General features: G+C 73.4%; 12 protein-coding genes. 1 reads left to right on the forward strand and 11 read right to left on the reverse strand.

Annotated elements, in window-relative coordinates; all coding sequences use genetic code 11:
• Positions 1-57 precede the first annotated feature (57 nt).
• Both OG435_RS10640 and OG435_RS10645 read right to left on the reverse strand, forming a co-directional pair.
• Positions 58-1,269 carry a phosphotransferase gene (locus tag OG435_RS10640; RefSeq protein WP_266876566.1) on the reverse strand — a complete coding sequence of 404 codons (1,212 nt, stop codon included), beginning with the start codon at positions 1,267-1,269 and terminating at the stop codon, positions 58-60.
• Positions 1,270-1,538: 269 nt separating this feature from the next.
• Complete coding sequence (locus tag OG435_RS10645; RefSeq protein ID WP_266876567.1) at positions 1,539-1,724, reverse strand: hypothetical protein; 186 nt, start codon at positions 1,722-1,724, stop codon at positions 1,539-1,541.
• A gap of 553 nt (positions 1,725-2,277) precedes the next feature.
• On the opposite strand from OG435_RS10645, the gene OG435_RS10650 reads away from it, so the two are divergent.
• Positions 2,278-3,528, forward strand: coding sequence for a serine/threonine-protein kinase (locus OG435_RS10650; protein ID WP_266876568.1), 1,251 nt, complete (start codon positions 2,278-2,280; stop codon positions 3,526-3,528).
• Positions 3,529-3,555: 27 nt separating this feature from the next.
• On the opposite strand, the gene OG435_RS10655 is transcribed toward OG435_RS10650, so the two are convergent.
• The 9 genes from OG435_RS10655 to OG435_RS10695 form a co-directional block, all read right to left on the reverse strand.
• A complete protein-coding gene (locus tag OG435_RS10655) occupies positions 3,556-4,368 on the reverse strand; it encodes a TrmH family RNA methyltransferase (protein ID WP_266876569.1) in 813 nt (270 codons plus the stop codon).
• Positions 4,369-4,435: 67 nt separating this feature from the next.
• A complete protein-coding gene (gene cobA, locus OG435_RS10660) occupies positions 4,436-5,656 on the reverse strand; it encodes a uroporphyrinogen-III C-methyltransferase (RefSeq protein WP_266876570.1) in 1,221 nt (406 codons plus the stop codon).
• A gap of 570 nt (positions 5,657-6,226) precedes the next feature.
• Positions 6,227-9,445, reverse strand: coding sequence for a nicotinate-nucleotide--dimethylbenzimidazole phosphoribosyltransferase (gene cobT / locus OG435_RS10665; protein ID WP_266876571.1), 3,219 nt, complete (start codon positions 9,443-9,445; stop codon positions 6,227-6,229).
• Positions 9,446-9,673: 228 nt separating this feature from the next.
• Positions 9,674-10,891 carry a precorrin-6y C5,15-methyltransferase (decarboxylating) subunit CbiE gene (gene cbiE, locus OG435_RS10670; protein WP_266876572.1) on the reverse strand — a complete coding sequence of 406 codons (1,218 nt, stop codon included), beginning with the start codon at positions 10,889-10,891 and terminating at the stop codon, positions 9,674-9,676.
• Positions 10,892-10,999: 108 nt separating this feature from the next.
• Positions 11,000-11,761 (reverse strand): GNAT family N-acetyltransferase, encoded by a 762-nt coding sequence (locus OG435_RS10675; protein WP_266876573.1) that lies wholly within the window; start codon positions 11,759-11,761, stop codon positions 11,000-11,002.
• A gap of 242 nt (positions 11,762-12,003) precedes the next feature.
• Complete coding sequence (locus OG435_RS10680; protein WP_266876574.1) at positions 12,004-12,867, reverse strand: MetQ/NlpA family ABC transporter substrate-binding protein; 864 nt, start codon at positions 12,865-12,867, stop codon at positions 12,004-12,006.
• Positions 12,868-12,969: 102 nt separating this feature from the next.
• Positions 12,970-13,638 (reverse strand): methionine ABC transporter permease, encoded by a 669-nt coding sequence (locus OG435_RS10685; protein WP_266876575.1) that lies wholly within the window; start codon positions 13,636-13,638, stop codon positions 12,970-12,972.
• On the reverse strand, positions 13,635-14,690 hold the full coding sequence (locus OG435_RS10690) for a methionine ABC transporter ATP-binding protein (protein ID WP_266876576.1): 1,056 nt from the start codon (positions 14,688-14,690) through the stop codon (positions 13,635-13,637). The genes OG435_RS10685 and OG435_RS10690 overlap by 4 nt, the downstream gene beginning before the upstream one ends.
• Before the next feature lie 381 nt (positions 14,691-15,071).
• The gene (locus OG435_RS10695) at positions 15,072-15,746 is read right to left on the reverse strand and encodes an HAD-IA family hydrolase (protein WP_266876577.1); all 675 of its coding nucleotides are present in this window, start codon (positions 15,744-15,746) and stop codon (positions 15,072-15,074) included.
• Between the last annotated feature and the right edge of the window lie 26 nt (positions 15,747-15,772).

Below are 15,772 nucleotides of genomic sequence, written 5' to 3' on the forward strand. Positions count from 1 at the left end.
CAACTCCTCGCCGTTCGGGTCGACACCGGATGCGTACCCGGTGGCGTGGGGCTCACCCTACGACGGAGGCTCCGGCTCCAAGTCGGGCGGGAGGGAGGCAATTCGGGCACAGGCCTCCACCATCAGCCGCTCCACGTCGTCGAGTCGGCGCCGCTCGCGGGCGGCCTTGGCGAGTGCCAGCGCGGCCGTCTGCACGGTGAGCGCGCGGGCCGCGAGATCGAGTTCCGGCCAGGGGTCGCTGCCGGGCGCACCGGCCGCGGGGCCCCCGGCGGCGCGGTAGGCGTCGAGGAAGCGCAACCAGGTCCCGGTGTCCAGCAGCCCGGCCGCGTACCAGGCCGCCGGGCGCGCGAGGTCCCAGGCGGGCGCGCCCAGTCCCAGGTCGTCCACGTCGATCAGCCGCCAGCCCCCGGCGGGGCTCCGCACCAGCTGCCCGAGGTGCAGGTCGCCGTGGCAGAGCGCCCCGCCGGACGGCGGCGGCCCCTCCCCCCGGGCCCACCCGGGGAGCGTGGCCGCGGCGGCCCGTACGAGCCGCGCCAGCTCCGCGGCGTCGGCGTCCGTGCCCGCCTGCCCGGCCGGTACCGCCTGCCCGTTGGGGATGGACAGGACGGCGCGACGGGCCCGGTCGGCCCGGCCGGAGGGCGGCCCGGCGGGGAGCGCGGGAGCCGCCCCGGCCCGGGGTGGCCCGTCCCCGGAGCCCCGGTCGGGGTCCCGGCCGTGGTCGGGGGTGCGTTCCCCGGCCGGGCTCACCCGCCGCGCACCGCCCGGGTCGCCGGCCTGCCTGCCCGCGGGCCGTCCCGGCGCGGCGTGCCCCACCAGGACCGGGCCCTCGGGCGGGTGCGCCGCGTCGAGGCGGCGCAGGGCGCGGGCGAGCTTCGCCGGGCCGCGCATCGGCGGGACCGGGTACGGGAGGTGGTGGAGCGGGGTCCGGTGGAGGGCGGCCAGGAGTTCGGCGACCTGCTCCCAGGGGGCCTCCTCGGGGCGGTCCGGAGCGACCGGAGCGCCGTAGGGCCACAGGGAGACGGGCCGGGAGCCGACCAGGCCGAGCCCGGTGCGCAGCGGGGGCAGCAGTACCCCGGCCAGCGCCGGGTCCCCGGCCACGCGGATCCGTACGGCCAGGGCGTCGGGATCGCTGTCGCCCGCGTGCGCCTTGGCCACGACGTCCCCGCAGCGGACCACGGTGCCGTCGTCGCGGTCCGCGAGGAGTACGTACTGCACCGCACCGGCGTACGCGGCGAGCTCGGCCGCGCTCACTCGCTCCAGCGGAACCACGCCTCGGCTCTCCCCGCGCTCCGCACCCCGGGCGGGTGCTCCTCGGACGAGCGTACGCAGCACGGGGGCGCGGGGCAGTGGCGGTACGGCCGGACGGAGTCCGGCGCAGCGGAGAAGGGGCGGGCATGAAAAAGGGTGCTGCGCGTCCGGCTCCCCAGCCGTACGCGCAGCACCCTTCACCTGCCGTCCGTCGACCGCTCCCCCGTCCCCACGGGGTTCGGTCGGTGACAGTCCCGGCCCAGACCGCTCTCCTGGGCCCGGGGCGCCGCTCAGCGCCCCAGCATCACGCTTACGGACGACGCCTGTGCCACCACCTGGTCGAAGCCTCCGAAGAGGAAGAGCAGGAGGGCGGCCAGGGGGAGCACCATGGCCGCGGCCACCAGTGGGTGGCGACGACCGGACTCATGGCTGTTGAACGCGAATGCCTTGCGTCCCTGCCGTGCGATGTCCGCCATGGTCCTCTCCCTGTCGTTTGGCAGCGGCGGGTTTGTGACCTCGGGGGACGAGTGTTCTCCACCCGCCGCTTGCTTCAACACTAGGCGCGGCGAGGGCTCCTGGCCTCATGCCTTCGTACCCATTGCCTGGCCTCCAGGAGGATGAGGGGCCCACCTCGCGCGTACTCCCCTGGGTGGAGACCCGCCCCCCGTTCTGAGGGTCTTCCCGGAGGGGATGACCGGAGCGTGGTGACTTCGCTCACTTCCGTCACTCACCGCACCCGTCCGGCCGCCGACCAGGCAGTCCCAAGATCAACCGGCCGGGCCCGGCCGTCCCGCCGGCCACCGCTCCCCCGTCGGCCCACCCCGGACCCCAATTCCCTTGACCCCGGCCCGGCTTGACCGAACCATCCCGCTCCGCACATGCGTCCTACCGGTGGTCCGGAGAATCCCCAAGTGGACTGCCCCGTACTGACAATCGAATCCCCCGGCGAGGGCGCGGCCTCTGAGCGCGCATGCCGGATGGTCCGTAAGCTGTGCCACGTCAACAGGACGACCGGTCAGCGGGGTGGACATGGCGATGATGCGGCTCCGGCGCGAGGACCCGCGTGTCGTCGGCTCGTTCAGGCTGCACCGGCGCCTCGGCGCCGGCGGCATGGGCGTCGTCTATCTGGGCTCCGACCGGCGCGGACAGCGCGTCGCGCTCAAGGTGATCCGGCCGGACCTGGCCGAGGACCAGGAGTTCCGCTCGCGCTTCGCGCGCGAGGTCTCCGCGGCCCGGCGGATCCGCGGCGGGTGCACCGCGCGCCTGGTCGCCGCGGACCTGGAGGCCGAGCGCCCCTGGTTCGCCACGCAGTACGTGCCCGGCCCCTCCCTGCACGACAAGGTGGCCGAGGAGGGCCCCCTGACGGCCGCGGCCATCGCCGCGATCGGCGCCGCGCTCTCCGAGGGGCTGGTCGCCGTGCACGAGGCCGGGGTGGTCCACCGCGACCTCAAGCCCTCGAACATCCTGCTGTCGCCCAAGGGCCCGCGCATCATCGACTTCGGGATCGCCTGGGCCACGGGCGCCAGCACCCTCACCCACGTGGGGACGGCCGTCGGCTCCCCCGGCTTCCTGGCACCCGAGCAGGTGCGCGGCGCCGCCGTCACCCCCGCCACCGACGTCTTCTCCCTCGGCGCCACCCTCGCCTACGCGGCCACCGCCGACTCGCCCTTCGGGCACGGCAGTTCCGAGGTCATGCTGTACCGGGTGGTGCACGAGGAGCCGCACCTGCAGGGTGTTCCGGACGCGCTCGCACCCCTCGTACGGGCCTGCCTGGCGAAGGATCCCGACGAGCGGCCGACCACGCTCCAGCTGTCGATGCGGCTCAAGGAGATCGCGGCCCGCGAGGCGCACGGGATGGGCGACAGCCGCCCGCCGGCGCAGCGGGCGCGGGCGGCCGAGCGGCCGACGGGGCGGCTCCCGGAGGGCTACGCGGAGGACGGCGCGGGGTACGCCGAGCAGCGCACGGAGCGCCGTACCGCCGGCACTCCCGTGCCGGGACGTGCGGGTACCGGCACCGGAGCGGGCCAGGGAAAGCCGCAGACCAAGGGCCAGGGACCGCGCGGCGGGCCGGACTCGCGGCCCTCCTCGCCCCGTGGCACCGGCTCGCGGGGACCCGGCTCCACGGCCGGGCGTACGGGTGGCCGTCCGGCTCCCCGTACGACGGGCACGGGGCGTCGGCCGTCACGGCCGGACCCCAAGCTGATGCGCCAGCGCCTGATCGTCTTCGTCGTGGTGACGCTGCTCGTGGCGCTGGGCATCGCGCTGGCCCAGAAGCTCTAGCTCGGAGCCTCCGGGCCCACTGACGGCCTACGGGCGGCCGCTGGCGACCGCGTAGAAGGCGACGGCCGCGGCGGCGCCCACGTTCAGCGAGTCCACCCCGTGCGCCATCGGGATCCGTACCCACTCGTCGGCCGCGACCAGGGCCTGCGTCGACAGCCCGTCCCCCTCCGCGCCCAGCATCAGCGCGACCCGATCCAGGTCCTGGGGAGCCGCCTCGTCGATCGGCGAGGCCTTCTGGTGCGGGGTGAGGGCGAGCAGCTTGAAGCCCGCCTCGCGGACCGAGTCCAGGCCCTTGGGCCAGGCCTCCAGGCGGGCGTACGGGACGGAGAACACCGCGCCCATGGAGACCTTGACGGAGCGCCGGTACAGCGGGTCCGCGCAGTCGGGCGAGAGCAGGACCGCGTCCATGCCGAGGGCCGCCGCGCTGCGGAAGATGGCCCCGATGTTGGTGTGGTCGTTCACCGCTTCCATGATGACCACGCGCCGGGTGGTGGCGAGCAGTTCCTCGGCCGTGGGCAGCGGCTTGCGCTGCATGGAGGCGAGGGCGCCGCGGTGCACGTGGTAGCCGGTGACGCGCTCGGCGAGCTCGGGGCTGACGGCGTAGACCGGGGCCGGGAGCTCGTCGATGACGTCGCGCATGACGTCGACCCACTTCGCGGAGAGCAGCATCGAGCGCATCTCGTACCCGGCGTCCTTGGCGCGTCTGATCACCTTCTCGCCTTCGGCGATGAAGAGACCTTCCGCGGGCTCGCGCCGGCGCCGGAGTTCTACGTCGGTCAGGCCCGTGTAGTCGCGCAGGCGCGGGTCGTCGGGGTCCTCGACGGTGATGAGATCAGCCACAGGGTGATACTGCCTTGTCCTGGGTGCGGTGCCAACGGCTCTGCCGGGTTGCGGGATTGCGGGGGTGTCAGTCGGACACGGGCCGGTGGACCTTCACCACGTCGCCGATCACGATGACGGCGGGCGGCCGGACCTCCTGGGCCTTCACGGTCTCGCCCACGGTCGCCAGGGTGGCGTCCACACGGCGTTGGGAGGCGGTGGTGCCCTCCTGGATGACGGCGACGGCGGTGTCGGCGGGGCGGCCGTGGCGCACCAGGGCCTCGGCGATCAGGCCGATCTTGTCGACGCCCATGAGGATGACCAGGGTGCCGGTGAGCTTGGCCAGCGAGGCCCAGTCCACCAGCGAGCGCGGGTCGTCCGGACCGACGTGCCCGCTGACCACGGTGAACTCGTGGGCCACGCCCCGGTGGGTGACCGGGATGCCGGCCGCGCCGGGTACCGAGATGGAACTGGAGATGCCGGGCACGACGGTGCAGGGGATGCCGGCCTCGGCGAGGGCCTGGAGCTCCTCCATGCCGCGGCCGAAGACGTACGGGTCCCCGCCCTTGAGCCGGACCACGGCCTTGCCGGCCTTGGCGTGCGTGATGAGCGCGTCGTTGATGGCCTCCTGGGCCATGAAACGGCCGTACGGGATCTTCGCCGCGTCGATGACCTCGACGTGCGGCGGGAGCTCGTCGAGGAGGTCGCGGGGGCCGAGCCGGTCGGCGATGACCACGTCGGCCTCGGCGAGCAGGCGCCGGCCGCGGACCGTGATCAGGTCCGGGTCGCCTGGACCGCCGCCGACGAGGGACACGCCGGGGGTGTGCGGGCGGGCGGCCGTCAGGGAGCCGTCGCGCAGCCCCTCGACGACCGCGTCGCGGACGGCGGCGGAGCGGCGGGGGTCGTTGCCGCTCAGCACGGCGACGGTGACGCCCTCCACCCGGCCGGTGGCCGGGGTCCAGGCGCTCGCGGCCTCGGCGTCGTCGGCGCGGACGCACCAGACGCGCTCGCGCTCGGCCTCGGCGGAGGCGGTGTCGTTGGCGGCCCGGTCCCGGGTGGCGACCAGGGCGTACCAGGCGCCGGCCAGGTCACCGTCCTCGTAGCGGCGGCGCTCCCAGCGGATCTCGCCGGTCTCCGCCATGGCGTCCACGGAGGGGGTCGCGGAGGGGGAGATCAGGACGATGTCGGCGCCGGCCGCGATGAGCGCGGGCAGCCGGCGCTGGGCGACCTGGCCACCACCGATCACGACGACACGGCGGCCCGTGAGGCGGAGTCCGACGGGGTAGGCGGGGTGTGCCGGGTGTCCCATGGCGGTTGCGGCTCCTGATGCGGCGGTGACGGCGGGCCGCTGCGTCGCTGGAGCGGCTGATCGGGCGGTGACGTGCGGTGGCCCGTCCGGGGTCCACGATACGACCCACCTGCGCGGTGGTCGCCTCGGGGGGCATTGCCCTGGCCGGGCGGTGCCCCCGACCCACCCCGGGCTCCGCCCCAGGCCAGGGGGCTGACGCCCCATGATCCCCGGACCGTGCGCGGGCTCCGGCCCCGGGTCGGCCGTGCGGCCGCGGGGCCGAAGCGGCTCGGGCGGGCCCTGCGGGGCATTCCCCACCCCGCCCCTTCCCGAAACCGGGGGCTCCGCCCCCGGACCCCCGCTCCTCAAACGCCGGAGGGGCTGGATTGTGCCGGAGAGGCTGAATTGTGCCGGGGCGGCCGGACTCCCCAGGGGACGGGGACGGGGTGGGGTGTCGTCCGGGACGTAAAACGTGATTTGTTGGCGCGAAAACAAGGCCGTCCGGGACGCAGCGCGCAGGGGGCGCCATAAATCATGAGTCCCGGACGACACCCCACCCCGTCCCCGGCGCCGGCCCCGCAGCGAGCGGGCCTACTTCTCCGTGACACCCGCCGAGTCGAACGTCGCCACCTCGTGCATCGCCCGCGCAGCACTCTGCACCAGCGGCAGCGCCAGCAGCGCCCCCGTACCCTCGCCGAGGCGCAGGTCCAGGTCCACCAGCGGGCGCAGGCCGAGCTTGTTCAGGGCCGCCACGTGGCCGGGCTCCGCGCTGCGGTGGCCCGCGATGCACGCCGACAGCGACTCCGGGGCGATCGCCCGGGCCACCAGGGCGGCCGCTCCGGCGCTGACGCCGTCCAGGATCACCGGGGTCCGCAGGGAGGCTCCGCCGAGGAGGAGGCCCACGATCGCCGCGTGCTCCAGGCCGCCGATCGCCGCCAGGACGCCGATCGGGTCCGCCGGGTCGGGCTGGTGGAGCTCCAGCGCGCGCCGCACGACCTCGACCTTGCGGGCGTGCGTCTCGTCGTTGATGCCCGTGCCCCGCCCGGTGACCTCGCCCGGGTCCACCCCGGTGAAGACCGAGATCAGCGCCGCCGACACCGTGGTGTTGGCGATGCCCATCTCTCCCGTGAGGAGCGCCTTGTTGCCCGCCGCCACCAGGTCGCGGGCCGTCTCGATGCCCACCTCGATGGCCGCGACGGCCTCCTCGCGGGTCATCGCCGGTCCGACTGACAGGTCGGCCGTGCCCGGGCGGACCTTGCGCGGCAGCAGGCCCGGCGTGGCCGGGAGGTCGCCGGCGACGCCGACGTCGATCACGCAGACCTCGGCGCCCACCTGGTTGGCGAAGGCGTTGCAGACCGCGCCGCCGCCCAGGAAGTTGGCCACCATCTGCAGGGTGACCTCCTGGGGCCACGGGGTGACCCCCTGGGCGTGCACGCCGTGGTCACCCGCGAAGATCGCCACCGCGGCGGGCTCCGGGATCGGCGGCGGGCAGACCCGCGAGAGGCCGGACAGCTGGGCCGAGATGATTTCGAGCATGCCGAGGGCCCCTGCGGGCTTGGTCATGCGCTTCTGCCGCTCCCACGCCTCGCCGAGCGCCTTCGCGTCGAGCGGTCGGATGCTGGCGACGGTCTCGGAGAGCAGGTCGTGTGGCTCCTCGCCGGGCAGCGCGCGGCGCCCGTACGTCTCCTCGTGCACGACCCAGGAGAGGGGGCGGCGCTGCGACCAGCCGGCCTGCGCGAGCTCGGGCTCGTCGGGGAACTCGTCCACGTACCCGATGCACAGGTACGCGACGACCTCCAGGTGCTCCGGCAGGCCGAGCTCGCGGACCATCTCGCGCTCGTCGAAGAAGCTGACCCAGCCGACGCCGAGGCCCTCGGCGCGCGCGGCGAGCCAGAGGTTCTCCACGGCCAGGGCCGAGGAGTACGGGGCCATCTGCGGCTGGGTGTGCCGGCCCAGGGTGTGGCGGCCGCCGCGGGTGGGGTCGGCGGTGACCACGATGTTCACCGGGGTGTCGAGGATGGCCTCGATCTTGATTTCCTTGAACTGCTTGGCACGGCCCTTGGGCAGCGACTTCGCATAGGCCTCGCGCTGGCGCTCGGCGAGCTCGTGCATCGTCCGGCGGGTCTCGGCGGACTTGATGACGACGAAGTCCCACGGCTGGGAGTGGCCGACGCTGGGCGCGGTGTGGGCCGCCTCCAGGACGCGCAGCAGCACCTCGTGCGGGATGGGGTCGCGGCGGAATCCCTTGCGGATGTCACGGCGCTCGCGCATGACGCGCAGGACGGCCTCGCGCTCGGCGTCGGCGTATCCGGGGGCCGCCTCGGTGACCGGGGCTTCGGGCTCGTACTCCAGCTCGGGCTCGGGCTGCGGCTCGGTGCCGGCCTCGGGGCCCTCGGCCTCCGGGAGTACGTCGGCCTGCGCGACGGCGACCGGCTCGGGCTCGGGCGCTGCTACGACGACAGCGGCATCGGCGTCGACGGAGGCGGCGGGCTCCGGCAGGAGCTCCGGCTCCTCGGCCTGGGTCACCGTTTCTGCGGGCTGCGGCTCGGGCGCGGGCTCGACGACGGCGGCGGCAACGACGGACTCGGCCTCGGGAACCGCCACGGGCTCGGGCACCGGTACAACGGCTGCCTCGGGCTCGGGGACGGCGACGGGCTCGGCGGCGACCTCCGCCGCGGGCTCCACGTGAACCGGATCGGCGACGGCCGCGGGCTCCGGCACGAGGACCGGCTCGGGCCCGGCGAAGGCGACGGGCTCGGCCACGGGCTCGGCCACGGAATCGGGAACGGGCTCCGCCACCGGCTCGGAGACGGCTTCCACGGCCTCCGGGGCTCGCTCGGCCTCGGCGGCCGGCTCCACGGGCCACGGCGTGCCGGCCTGCACCGGGATCTCGACCGGCTGCGGCGCCGCGCCCGGCACGTGCTCGGCCTCGGCCTGCGTGAAGTCCAGGTACTCGGGACCCGTGGTCGGCGGCCCGGACTGCCGCACCGGGACGGGCGTCGCCGGGGTGCTCATGGCCGGGGCGGGTGCCGGGGCAACGGACTCGGGGGTGACGGGGACGGGACCGGGCGCGACCGGCGCCGGCGGCACCGGGGCCTGCGCGGGCGCCGCGGCCGGACCCCGGTCCGCGAGGGACCGTACGACTCCGCCGGTGGCCTCGGGCACGGGCGGGCCCATGTGCAGCGGCCGCCGCACGGGGGCCGCGGCGACCGGGGCCGGTGACTGGGGCTGGGCAGCGGACAGCGGCTGCGACTGCTGCGGGGCCACGAGGCCGCCGAGGTCCAGCGCACCGGAGTCCCGGCCGCCGGCCTCGTGCGCACCGGCGCCGTAGGAGGCGTCGGCATAGGAGGCGGCCGGCGCGTCGGTGAAGGACGGCTGCCCCGCGAACGGCTGACCGTCGAAGGACTGCTGCGGGTAGCCGGCGCTCTCGTAGCCGAGGGGCGCCTCGGGAACCGGGAGCGGGGCCGGGTGGGGCTGCTGGTACCCGGGGGCCGCCGCGAAATCGGCGTAGGGGCCGTCCGCATAAGGGGCGTCCGCGTACGGGGCGTCCACGTACGCGGAGGGCTCGGGGAACTCGGGGAAGGCGGGCACCGGCGGGACGACCTGGGGGTCGCTCCACGCGCCCTGGCTGCTCGGCATCAGCAGCAGTTCCTCGTCCTCCGGCTCGGCCGGGTTGTCCACGAGGTCCTGGAAGGCGTAGCTCCCGGTCGCCGGGGAGGACGGGGGAACCGGGGCGGGGACGCCCTGCTGATCCACCATGCCCGTGCTGTCCGGGAGACCCTCGCCCGGAACCTGGCCGGTGTCAGTCATGCGTACCCCTCGCCCATCGGTGTTGCCTCTTCGACTGCCCGGTCGCCCACGAGGCCTCACGTACGACCGCACGACAACCAGTAAGTATTGTCCTGCCCGTTCGCCACCGCGGCGGCCATAACCGGCACGGTCCTCTGTGGACTGCGCCACGTCGCGCGTCCGGCCGGAGCCGCCTGCCCGAATCGTCCGGGCGGTGTGACGATCGGCCAGCCTACCCCGGGCTCGTGGCTAGGGTCGGTCCGGGCGGTTAACGGGGCGTTCGGCGGCCAGCAGGAACACCACGGAGCGCTGTTGTTCGGCCCAGGTACGGGTGTCCATGCCGACGGACTGGAGCAGCGCGCACTCGACGGCGTAGCCGCCCTCGGCCAGGACCCGGCCGATGGCCTCGGCCTCGTCGCGCGTGGAGGCGTGGCTGACGATCCGTTCGGGACGCCGGTCGGCGACGGCGGCGACGACCTGGGCTCCGCCGCCGCCGACGCGGACGACGTCGGGTTCGGGCAGGGTTTCGAGTACGTGCGGGGCGCGGCCGTGGACGACCTGGAGCTGCACACCGCGGGCGCGGGCGGCGGCCGTTGTGCGTTCGCAAGCGAGCCGGTCGGCGTCGACGGCGATGACGGCGGCGCCGAGGGCGGCGGCGTCCACGGCGAGGGCACCGGAGCCGGAGCCGATGTCCCAGACGAGGTCCCCGGTGCGCGGGCCGAGCCGGGCGAGCTGGGCGGCGCGCAGCTGCGTGGACTCCCCTTCCCCTACGTCGATCTGCGGGCGGGCCCAGCCCCGTCCGGCGGTCGGGGCGGCGCTCCGGCCGAGCAGCCAGGCCGGTTCGGCGGCGGTCGCGGCCGGTCCCGTACCGCCGATGACGATGACGACGTTGGGGTCGCGCCAGCTGTGGTCGGCGGCCTTGTCGGAGGTGAGGACCGTGACCTGTTCCTTGTCGGTGCCGAGTTCCTCGCAGATGACGAAGGTGCGGTGGACTCCTTCGAGCAGCAGGGCGAGTTCGGCGGGGCCGGCGCCGGGCGAGGTGATGACGGCGACCTTGGGGTGGGCCCGGCAGACGTTGACGGCGCGGCGCAGGGTGCGGCTGTGGGCGACGACGACCTGGGCGTCGTCCCAGGGCATCCCGGCGCGGGCGAAGGCGGCGGCGACGGCGGAGACGGCCGGTACGACCTCCACCTCCAGGCCGTGTTCCGGGGCGCGCAGGGCCCGTACGACGCCGAAGAAGCCGGGGTCCCCGTCGGCGAGGACGACGGCGGTGCCGCGGTGGCCGGCGATCCGGCGGGCGGCGAGGGAGAGGCTGCCCAGGCGCACGTGTTCGGCGGTGGGCGGGATTTCGGGGAGTGCGAGGTGGTGGGCGGCGCCGGCCACCAGGGTGGCGGCGGAGAGCGCGGACCGGGCTGCCGCGGTCAGGGGGGAGCCGTCCCAGCCGATCACCGTGACCCGGTCGGCCATCGTCGTCAGTCTCCTGGTGTGGGAGCGGGGCCCCGCCCGGCGGTGGCCGGGTCAGGGCGAAGCTTCGTCGAGGGGGGGCGGTCTGGGTGAGACTACCCGGTCGTCCGGTCAGTTCCGGTCGGAGAAGACGGGGTAGCCGTTCGCGTCGCTCGCCTGGGAGGGCAGGATCCGGTAGCCGTCGCGGGTATCGGCGCGGGTGTCCGCGTAGCCCACGGAATAGCCGTCCGAGTACCCGTCGCCGTAGTCGTCCCCGTACTCGTCGCCGGAGCTGGAGTACCCGTCGGCGTCCTCGTCGAGGTCTTCGGGGACCAGGCCCCAGACGATGAGGTCGCTGCGGGTGTCGGTCCAGGAGCCGTCGGGGTTCTGGGTGCGCACTATGCAGGCGTTGCGCAGGACCCCTTCACTGATGCAACCGGTCTTCTGGGCCACTTGCTGGGAGGCCGTGTTGTCGGCGGCGGTGCGCAGTTCGAGGCGTTCGAAGCGCTGGTCGGTGAAGAGCCAGCGGGCCACGGCGCGGACGGACTCGCTGGCGTAGCCCTCGCCGCGGGCCCAGGGGGCGGTGACGTAGCCGACCTCGGTGGTGCGGGTCCGCCAGTCGGTGTCCTGCAGGTGCACGATGCCGACCAGCCGCTGGGTGAGGAACTCGGTGACGGCGAAGACGATGCCGCGGCCCTCGGTGCGCTCGGCGTGGGAGGTCCTGGTGGCCCAGGTGACCGCGTCGGCGTAGGTGTAGGGGTGCGGGACGGAGGTCCAGGCGGTGACGTGTTCGTCGTTCATCATCTCGGCGAGCGCGGTGACGTCCTCTTCCTCGAAGGGGCGCAGCACCAGCCGGTCCGTGCTGATGGTGACGTCCGGGAAGGTGGTAGTCATGCGCAGCTCCAAGCCTGAGACCGTGGTGCGACCGTGGTGCGAGGCGACCGTGGTGCGGGTCCGTCTACCCGGGGTACTCGGGCCGCAGCAGGTCGTAGGCCACAGCATGCAGCATCGGCCTGGTGATGTGCAGGGCCGGGCTGCCCGGAAGCGGGCAGCGCCCGGCCCCGTACACCGGTGGGGTGTACGGGGCCGGTTGCCGGGCCCGGCCGGTTCGAACCGGCCGGGTGCCACGGGCCGGACTAGGCGGCCGACTTGCCGAAGGCCGGGATGACCGAGCCCTCGTACTTGTCGTCGATGAACTTCTTGACCTCGGGGGAGTTCAGGAGCTTGGCGAGCTTCTGGATCCGCGGGTCGTTCTCGTTGCCCTTCTTGACCGCGAGGATGTTGGCGTACGGGTTGCCCTCGGCCTTCTCCAGGACGAGCGCGTCCTTGGCCGGGACGAGCTTGGCCTCGATGGCGTAGTTGCCGTTGATGACGGCGGCGTCCACGTCGTTCAGGGCGCGCGGGACCGTGGCGGCCTCCAGCTCCTTGAACTCCAGGCCCTTCTTGTCGGTGATGTCGGACAGCTTGGCGGCGGTGCCGACACCCTCCTTGAGGGTGATGAGGTTGTTCGCGGCGAGCAGCTGGAGCGCGCGGCCCTCGTTGGTGGGGTCGTTGGGGACGGCGATGGTCTGGCCGGCCTTGATGTCCGTGAGGGCCTTGTCCTTCTTGGAGTACAGGCCCAGGGGCTCCAGGTGCACGTTCACGACGGGCACGATGTCGGTGCCGTTCTTCTTGTTGAAGTCGTCGAGGTACGGCACGTGCTGGAAGTAGTTGGCGTCGACCTGGCCCTGCTGGGTGGCGGTGTTCGGCAGGACGTAGTCCGTGAACTCCTTCACCTCCAGCTTGAGGCCTTCCTTGGCCGCCAGGTTGTCCTTCACGAACTTCAGGATGTCGGCGTGCGGGGAGGGGGACGCCGCGACGACCAGGGGCTTGCTCTCGTCGGTCTTGCCGCCGTCGGCCTTGGTGGAGGACGGGTCGGAAGAGCTGCCGCAGGCGGTGAGTCCGAGGGCGAGCGCCGAGACGGTGGCGGCGAGGGCGGTGAGCTTGATGTTCTTGCGCACGAAGAGTGCCTTTCTTGCGTCTTGCTTCATGGATGACGGCCCAAGCACGACAAGTGCGGGCTTTCTTGGGAAAAGTTGGTGTATGTCCGGCTCAGGCCCGGATCAGGCTGTCCGACCGCGCCGCGCGAGGAGGCGTACCACGCCGTCGCCGATGAGCTGGATCACCGTGACGAGCACGATCAGCACCACGACCGTGGCGATCATGAAGCCGGTCTCGAAGCGCTGGAAGCCGTACGTGATGGCCTTGGAGCCGAGGCCTTCGCCGCCGACCGCGCCGGCCATGGCCGAGTAGCCGATCAGCGTGATCACGGTGGTGGTGACGGCGGCGATCAGCGAGGGCAGCGCCTGCGGCAGGAGCACCTTGCCGACCAGGGTCGGGATGCCGCCGCCCATGGACTCGACGGCCTCGATCAGGCCGTGGTCCACCTCGCGGACGGCGGTCTCGACGAGCCGGGCGAAGAAGGGGATGGCGCCGATGGCGAGCGGGACGATCATCGCGGTGGGGCCGATGAAGGTGCCGACGATCGCCGTGGTGACCGGGATCAGGAAGATCAGCAGGATGATGAAGGGCAGCGAGCGGCCCATGTTCACGATCACGCCGAGGATCTTGTTGACCGCGCGGTTCTGGAGCAGGCCACCCGTGTCGGTCAGGACGAGCAGGATGCCGATGGGCAGTCCGCCCAGGATGGTCACGAGGGCGGACCACAACACCATGTAGAGGGTGTCGAAGGTGCCCTGCGTGAGCAGCGGCTGCATTTCGGACCAGGTCACTTCGCACCATCCTTGACCAGCTCGGCCAGTTCGCCGTCGACGTCCGTCTCCGCCTCCACGACATCCACCTGCAGGCCCTGCTCGCGCAGGAAGCCGACGGGGACGACGTTGTCCTCGTAGCGGCCGGGCAGCTCGATGCGCATGCGGCCGATCTGCCGGCCCGCGACGGTGTCCATCGCGGCGCCGAGAATCGATATGTCGATGTTGTAGGTGCGCGCCAGCTGGGAGATGACCGGCTGGGTCGCGGTCTCGCCGTGGAAGGTGACGTCGATGACCGTGTGCTCCGCGGTGGTCGCGGACCCGGTCAGCGGGAACAGTTCGTGGGCGAGCTCGGAGCCGGGGGTGGCGAGCAGCTCGGTGACGGTCCCGGCCTCGACGATCCGTCCCTGCCGCATGAGGGCGGCCGAGTCGCAGACGGACTTGACCACGTCCATCTCGTGCGTGATGAGCAGGACGGTCAGGCCCAGCTGGCGGTTGAGGTCGCGCAGCAGCTGGAGGATCTGGCGGGTGGTCTCCGGGTCCAGGGCGCTGGTGGCCTCGTCGGAGAGCAGCACCTTGGGGTCGCCGGCCAGGGCGCGGGCGATGCCGACGCGCTGCTTCTGGCCGCCGGAGAGCTGGCCGGGGTAGGACTTGGCCTTGTCGGCGAGGCCGACGAGGTCGAGCAGTTCGGCGGCCTTGCGGGAGCGCTCGCGGCCGGAGACCCCGAGGATCTCCAGGGGCAGCTCGATGTTGCCCTGGACGGTGCGCGAGGACAGCAGGTTGAAGTGCTGGAAGACCATGCCGATGCGGCTGCGGGCCTCGCGGAGTTCCTTGCCGGCGCGGCGGCCCCGGCCGGCGAGGGCCGTGAGGTCGACGCCGTCGACGGACACGGTGCCGGTGGTGGGGCGCTCCAGCAGGTTCACGCAGCGGATCAGGGAGGACTTTCCGGCGCCGCTCTGGCCGATGACTCCGTAGACCTCGCCCTGGCGGACGTGCAGGTCGACGCCGTCCAGGGCGGTGACCTCTCGGCCGCGGGATGAGTAGACCTTCGTGAGGCCCGATGTGGTGATCACAGGATTTCCGTCGCTGTCGAGTGCACGGTGCAGCGGGTGCCGGGCACGGGGCAAACATCTGGGGACGCGATACGGGCAACCCGCCGAAAAAACGTAAATCGACGGCTTCGGCGCGTGCGCGGGGCAGGAGCGTTCCGGGTTCACACGGGGGTGACGGGAGTTGCTCGGCCGGTCTCGCTTCGGGGCGTGAGACCTGGTGCAGGGGCCCTCAGAAGGCGCGCATTCGACACATACAACGAGCACCGGGCGTCATCGTCGCCTCGGTCGCAAGGGTGCGGCTGCTCGTCGTGGTCATGGGCCCAGTAAACCAGACGTTCCCCGTCACCGATCAAAGGTGTCCGAATAGCGGACGGATTTCGGCCGCATACCGGACAACACCGGTCAGGGCCGATCGTCCGTCTCGATCGTCACACCATCGGCTCCGACCAGCACGGACACGGCCGAGAGGTCCCGTACGACCACGTCCGCCTCGAGTTCGGCGGCCGGGTGCGTTGTGGTCAAGGCCACGGTGGTCATCCCGGCGGCGCGGCCCGCGGCCAGGCCGGCGGGGGCGTCCTCGAAGACGACGCAGCGGGCCGGGTCCACGCCGAGCCGGGCGGCCGCCAGCAGGAAGGGCTCCGGGTCGGGCTTGCCGCGGGTGATGTCGTCGGCGGCCACCAGCTCCGCGCAGTCGATGCCGACCTCCCGCAGCCGGGCCTCGGCCAGCGGGCGGGTCGCGGAGGTGACCACGGCCCACCGGCCGGCGGGAAGGGCCGAGAGCAGCTCCTTGGTCCCGGGGAGCAGGACCACGCCGCCCGCCACGTCCTCGGTCTCCAGCACCTGGATGCGCGCGAGCGCCCCGGCCCGTACGTCCTCGGGCAGGAGGTCGGCGATGATCTCCGCGGCCGGGCGGCCGTGGAGCTCCACCGCGGCGAAGGCCTCCTCGGTGACCCCGTACTCGCGGGCCCAGCGGGTCCAGCAGCGGTGCACCGACTCCATCGAGGAGACGAGCGTGCCGTCGTTGTCGAACAGCAGCGCGTCGAATTGCGGGCCGAGCTTCCCATGCAGCAGGTTCATGTTTTCAAGGAAAGCCCCGGGGCAGG

The organism is Streptomyces sp. NBC_01264 (assembly GCF_026340675.1).
In the GTDB taxonomy this organism is placed as follows: domain Bacteria; phylum Actinomycetota; class Actinomycetes; order Streptomycetales; family Streptomycetaceae; genus Streptomyces.

Coding starts and splice junctions, on each gene's coding strand:
- OG435_RS10695 (WP_266876577.1), bottom strand. CDS start 15,746: ATGAACCTGCTGCATGGGAAGCTCGGCCCGCAATTCGACGCGCTGCTG.
- OG435_RS10675 (WP_266876573.1), bottom strand. CDS start 11,761: ATGACTACCACCTTCCCGGACGTCACCATCAGCACGGACCGGCTGGTG.
- cobA (WP_266876570.1), bottom strand. CDS start 5,656: ATGGGACACCCGGCACACCCCGCCTACCCCGTCGGACTCCGCCTCACG.
- cbiE (WP_266876572.1), bottom strand. CDS start 10,891: ATGGCCGACCGGGTCACGGTGATCGGCTGGGACGGCTCCCCCCTGACC.
- cobT (WP_266876571.1), bottom strand. CDS start 9,445: ATGACTGACACCGGCCAGGTTCCGGGCGAGGGTCTCCCGGACAGCACG.
- OG435_RS10650 (WP_266876568.1), top strand. CDS start 2,278: ATGGCGATGATGCGGCTCCGGCGCGAGGACCCGCGTGTCGTCGGCTCG.
- OG435_RS10645 (WP_266876567.1), bottom strand. CDS start 1,724: ATGGCGGACATCGCACGGCAGGGACGCAAGGCATTCGCGTTCAACAGC.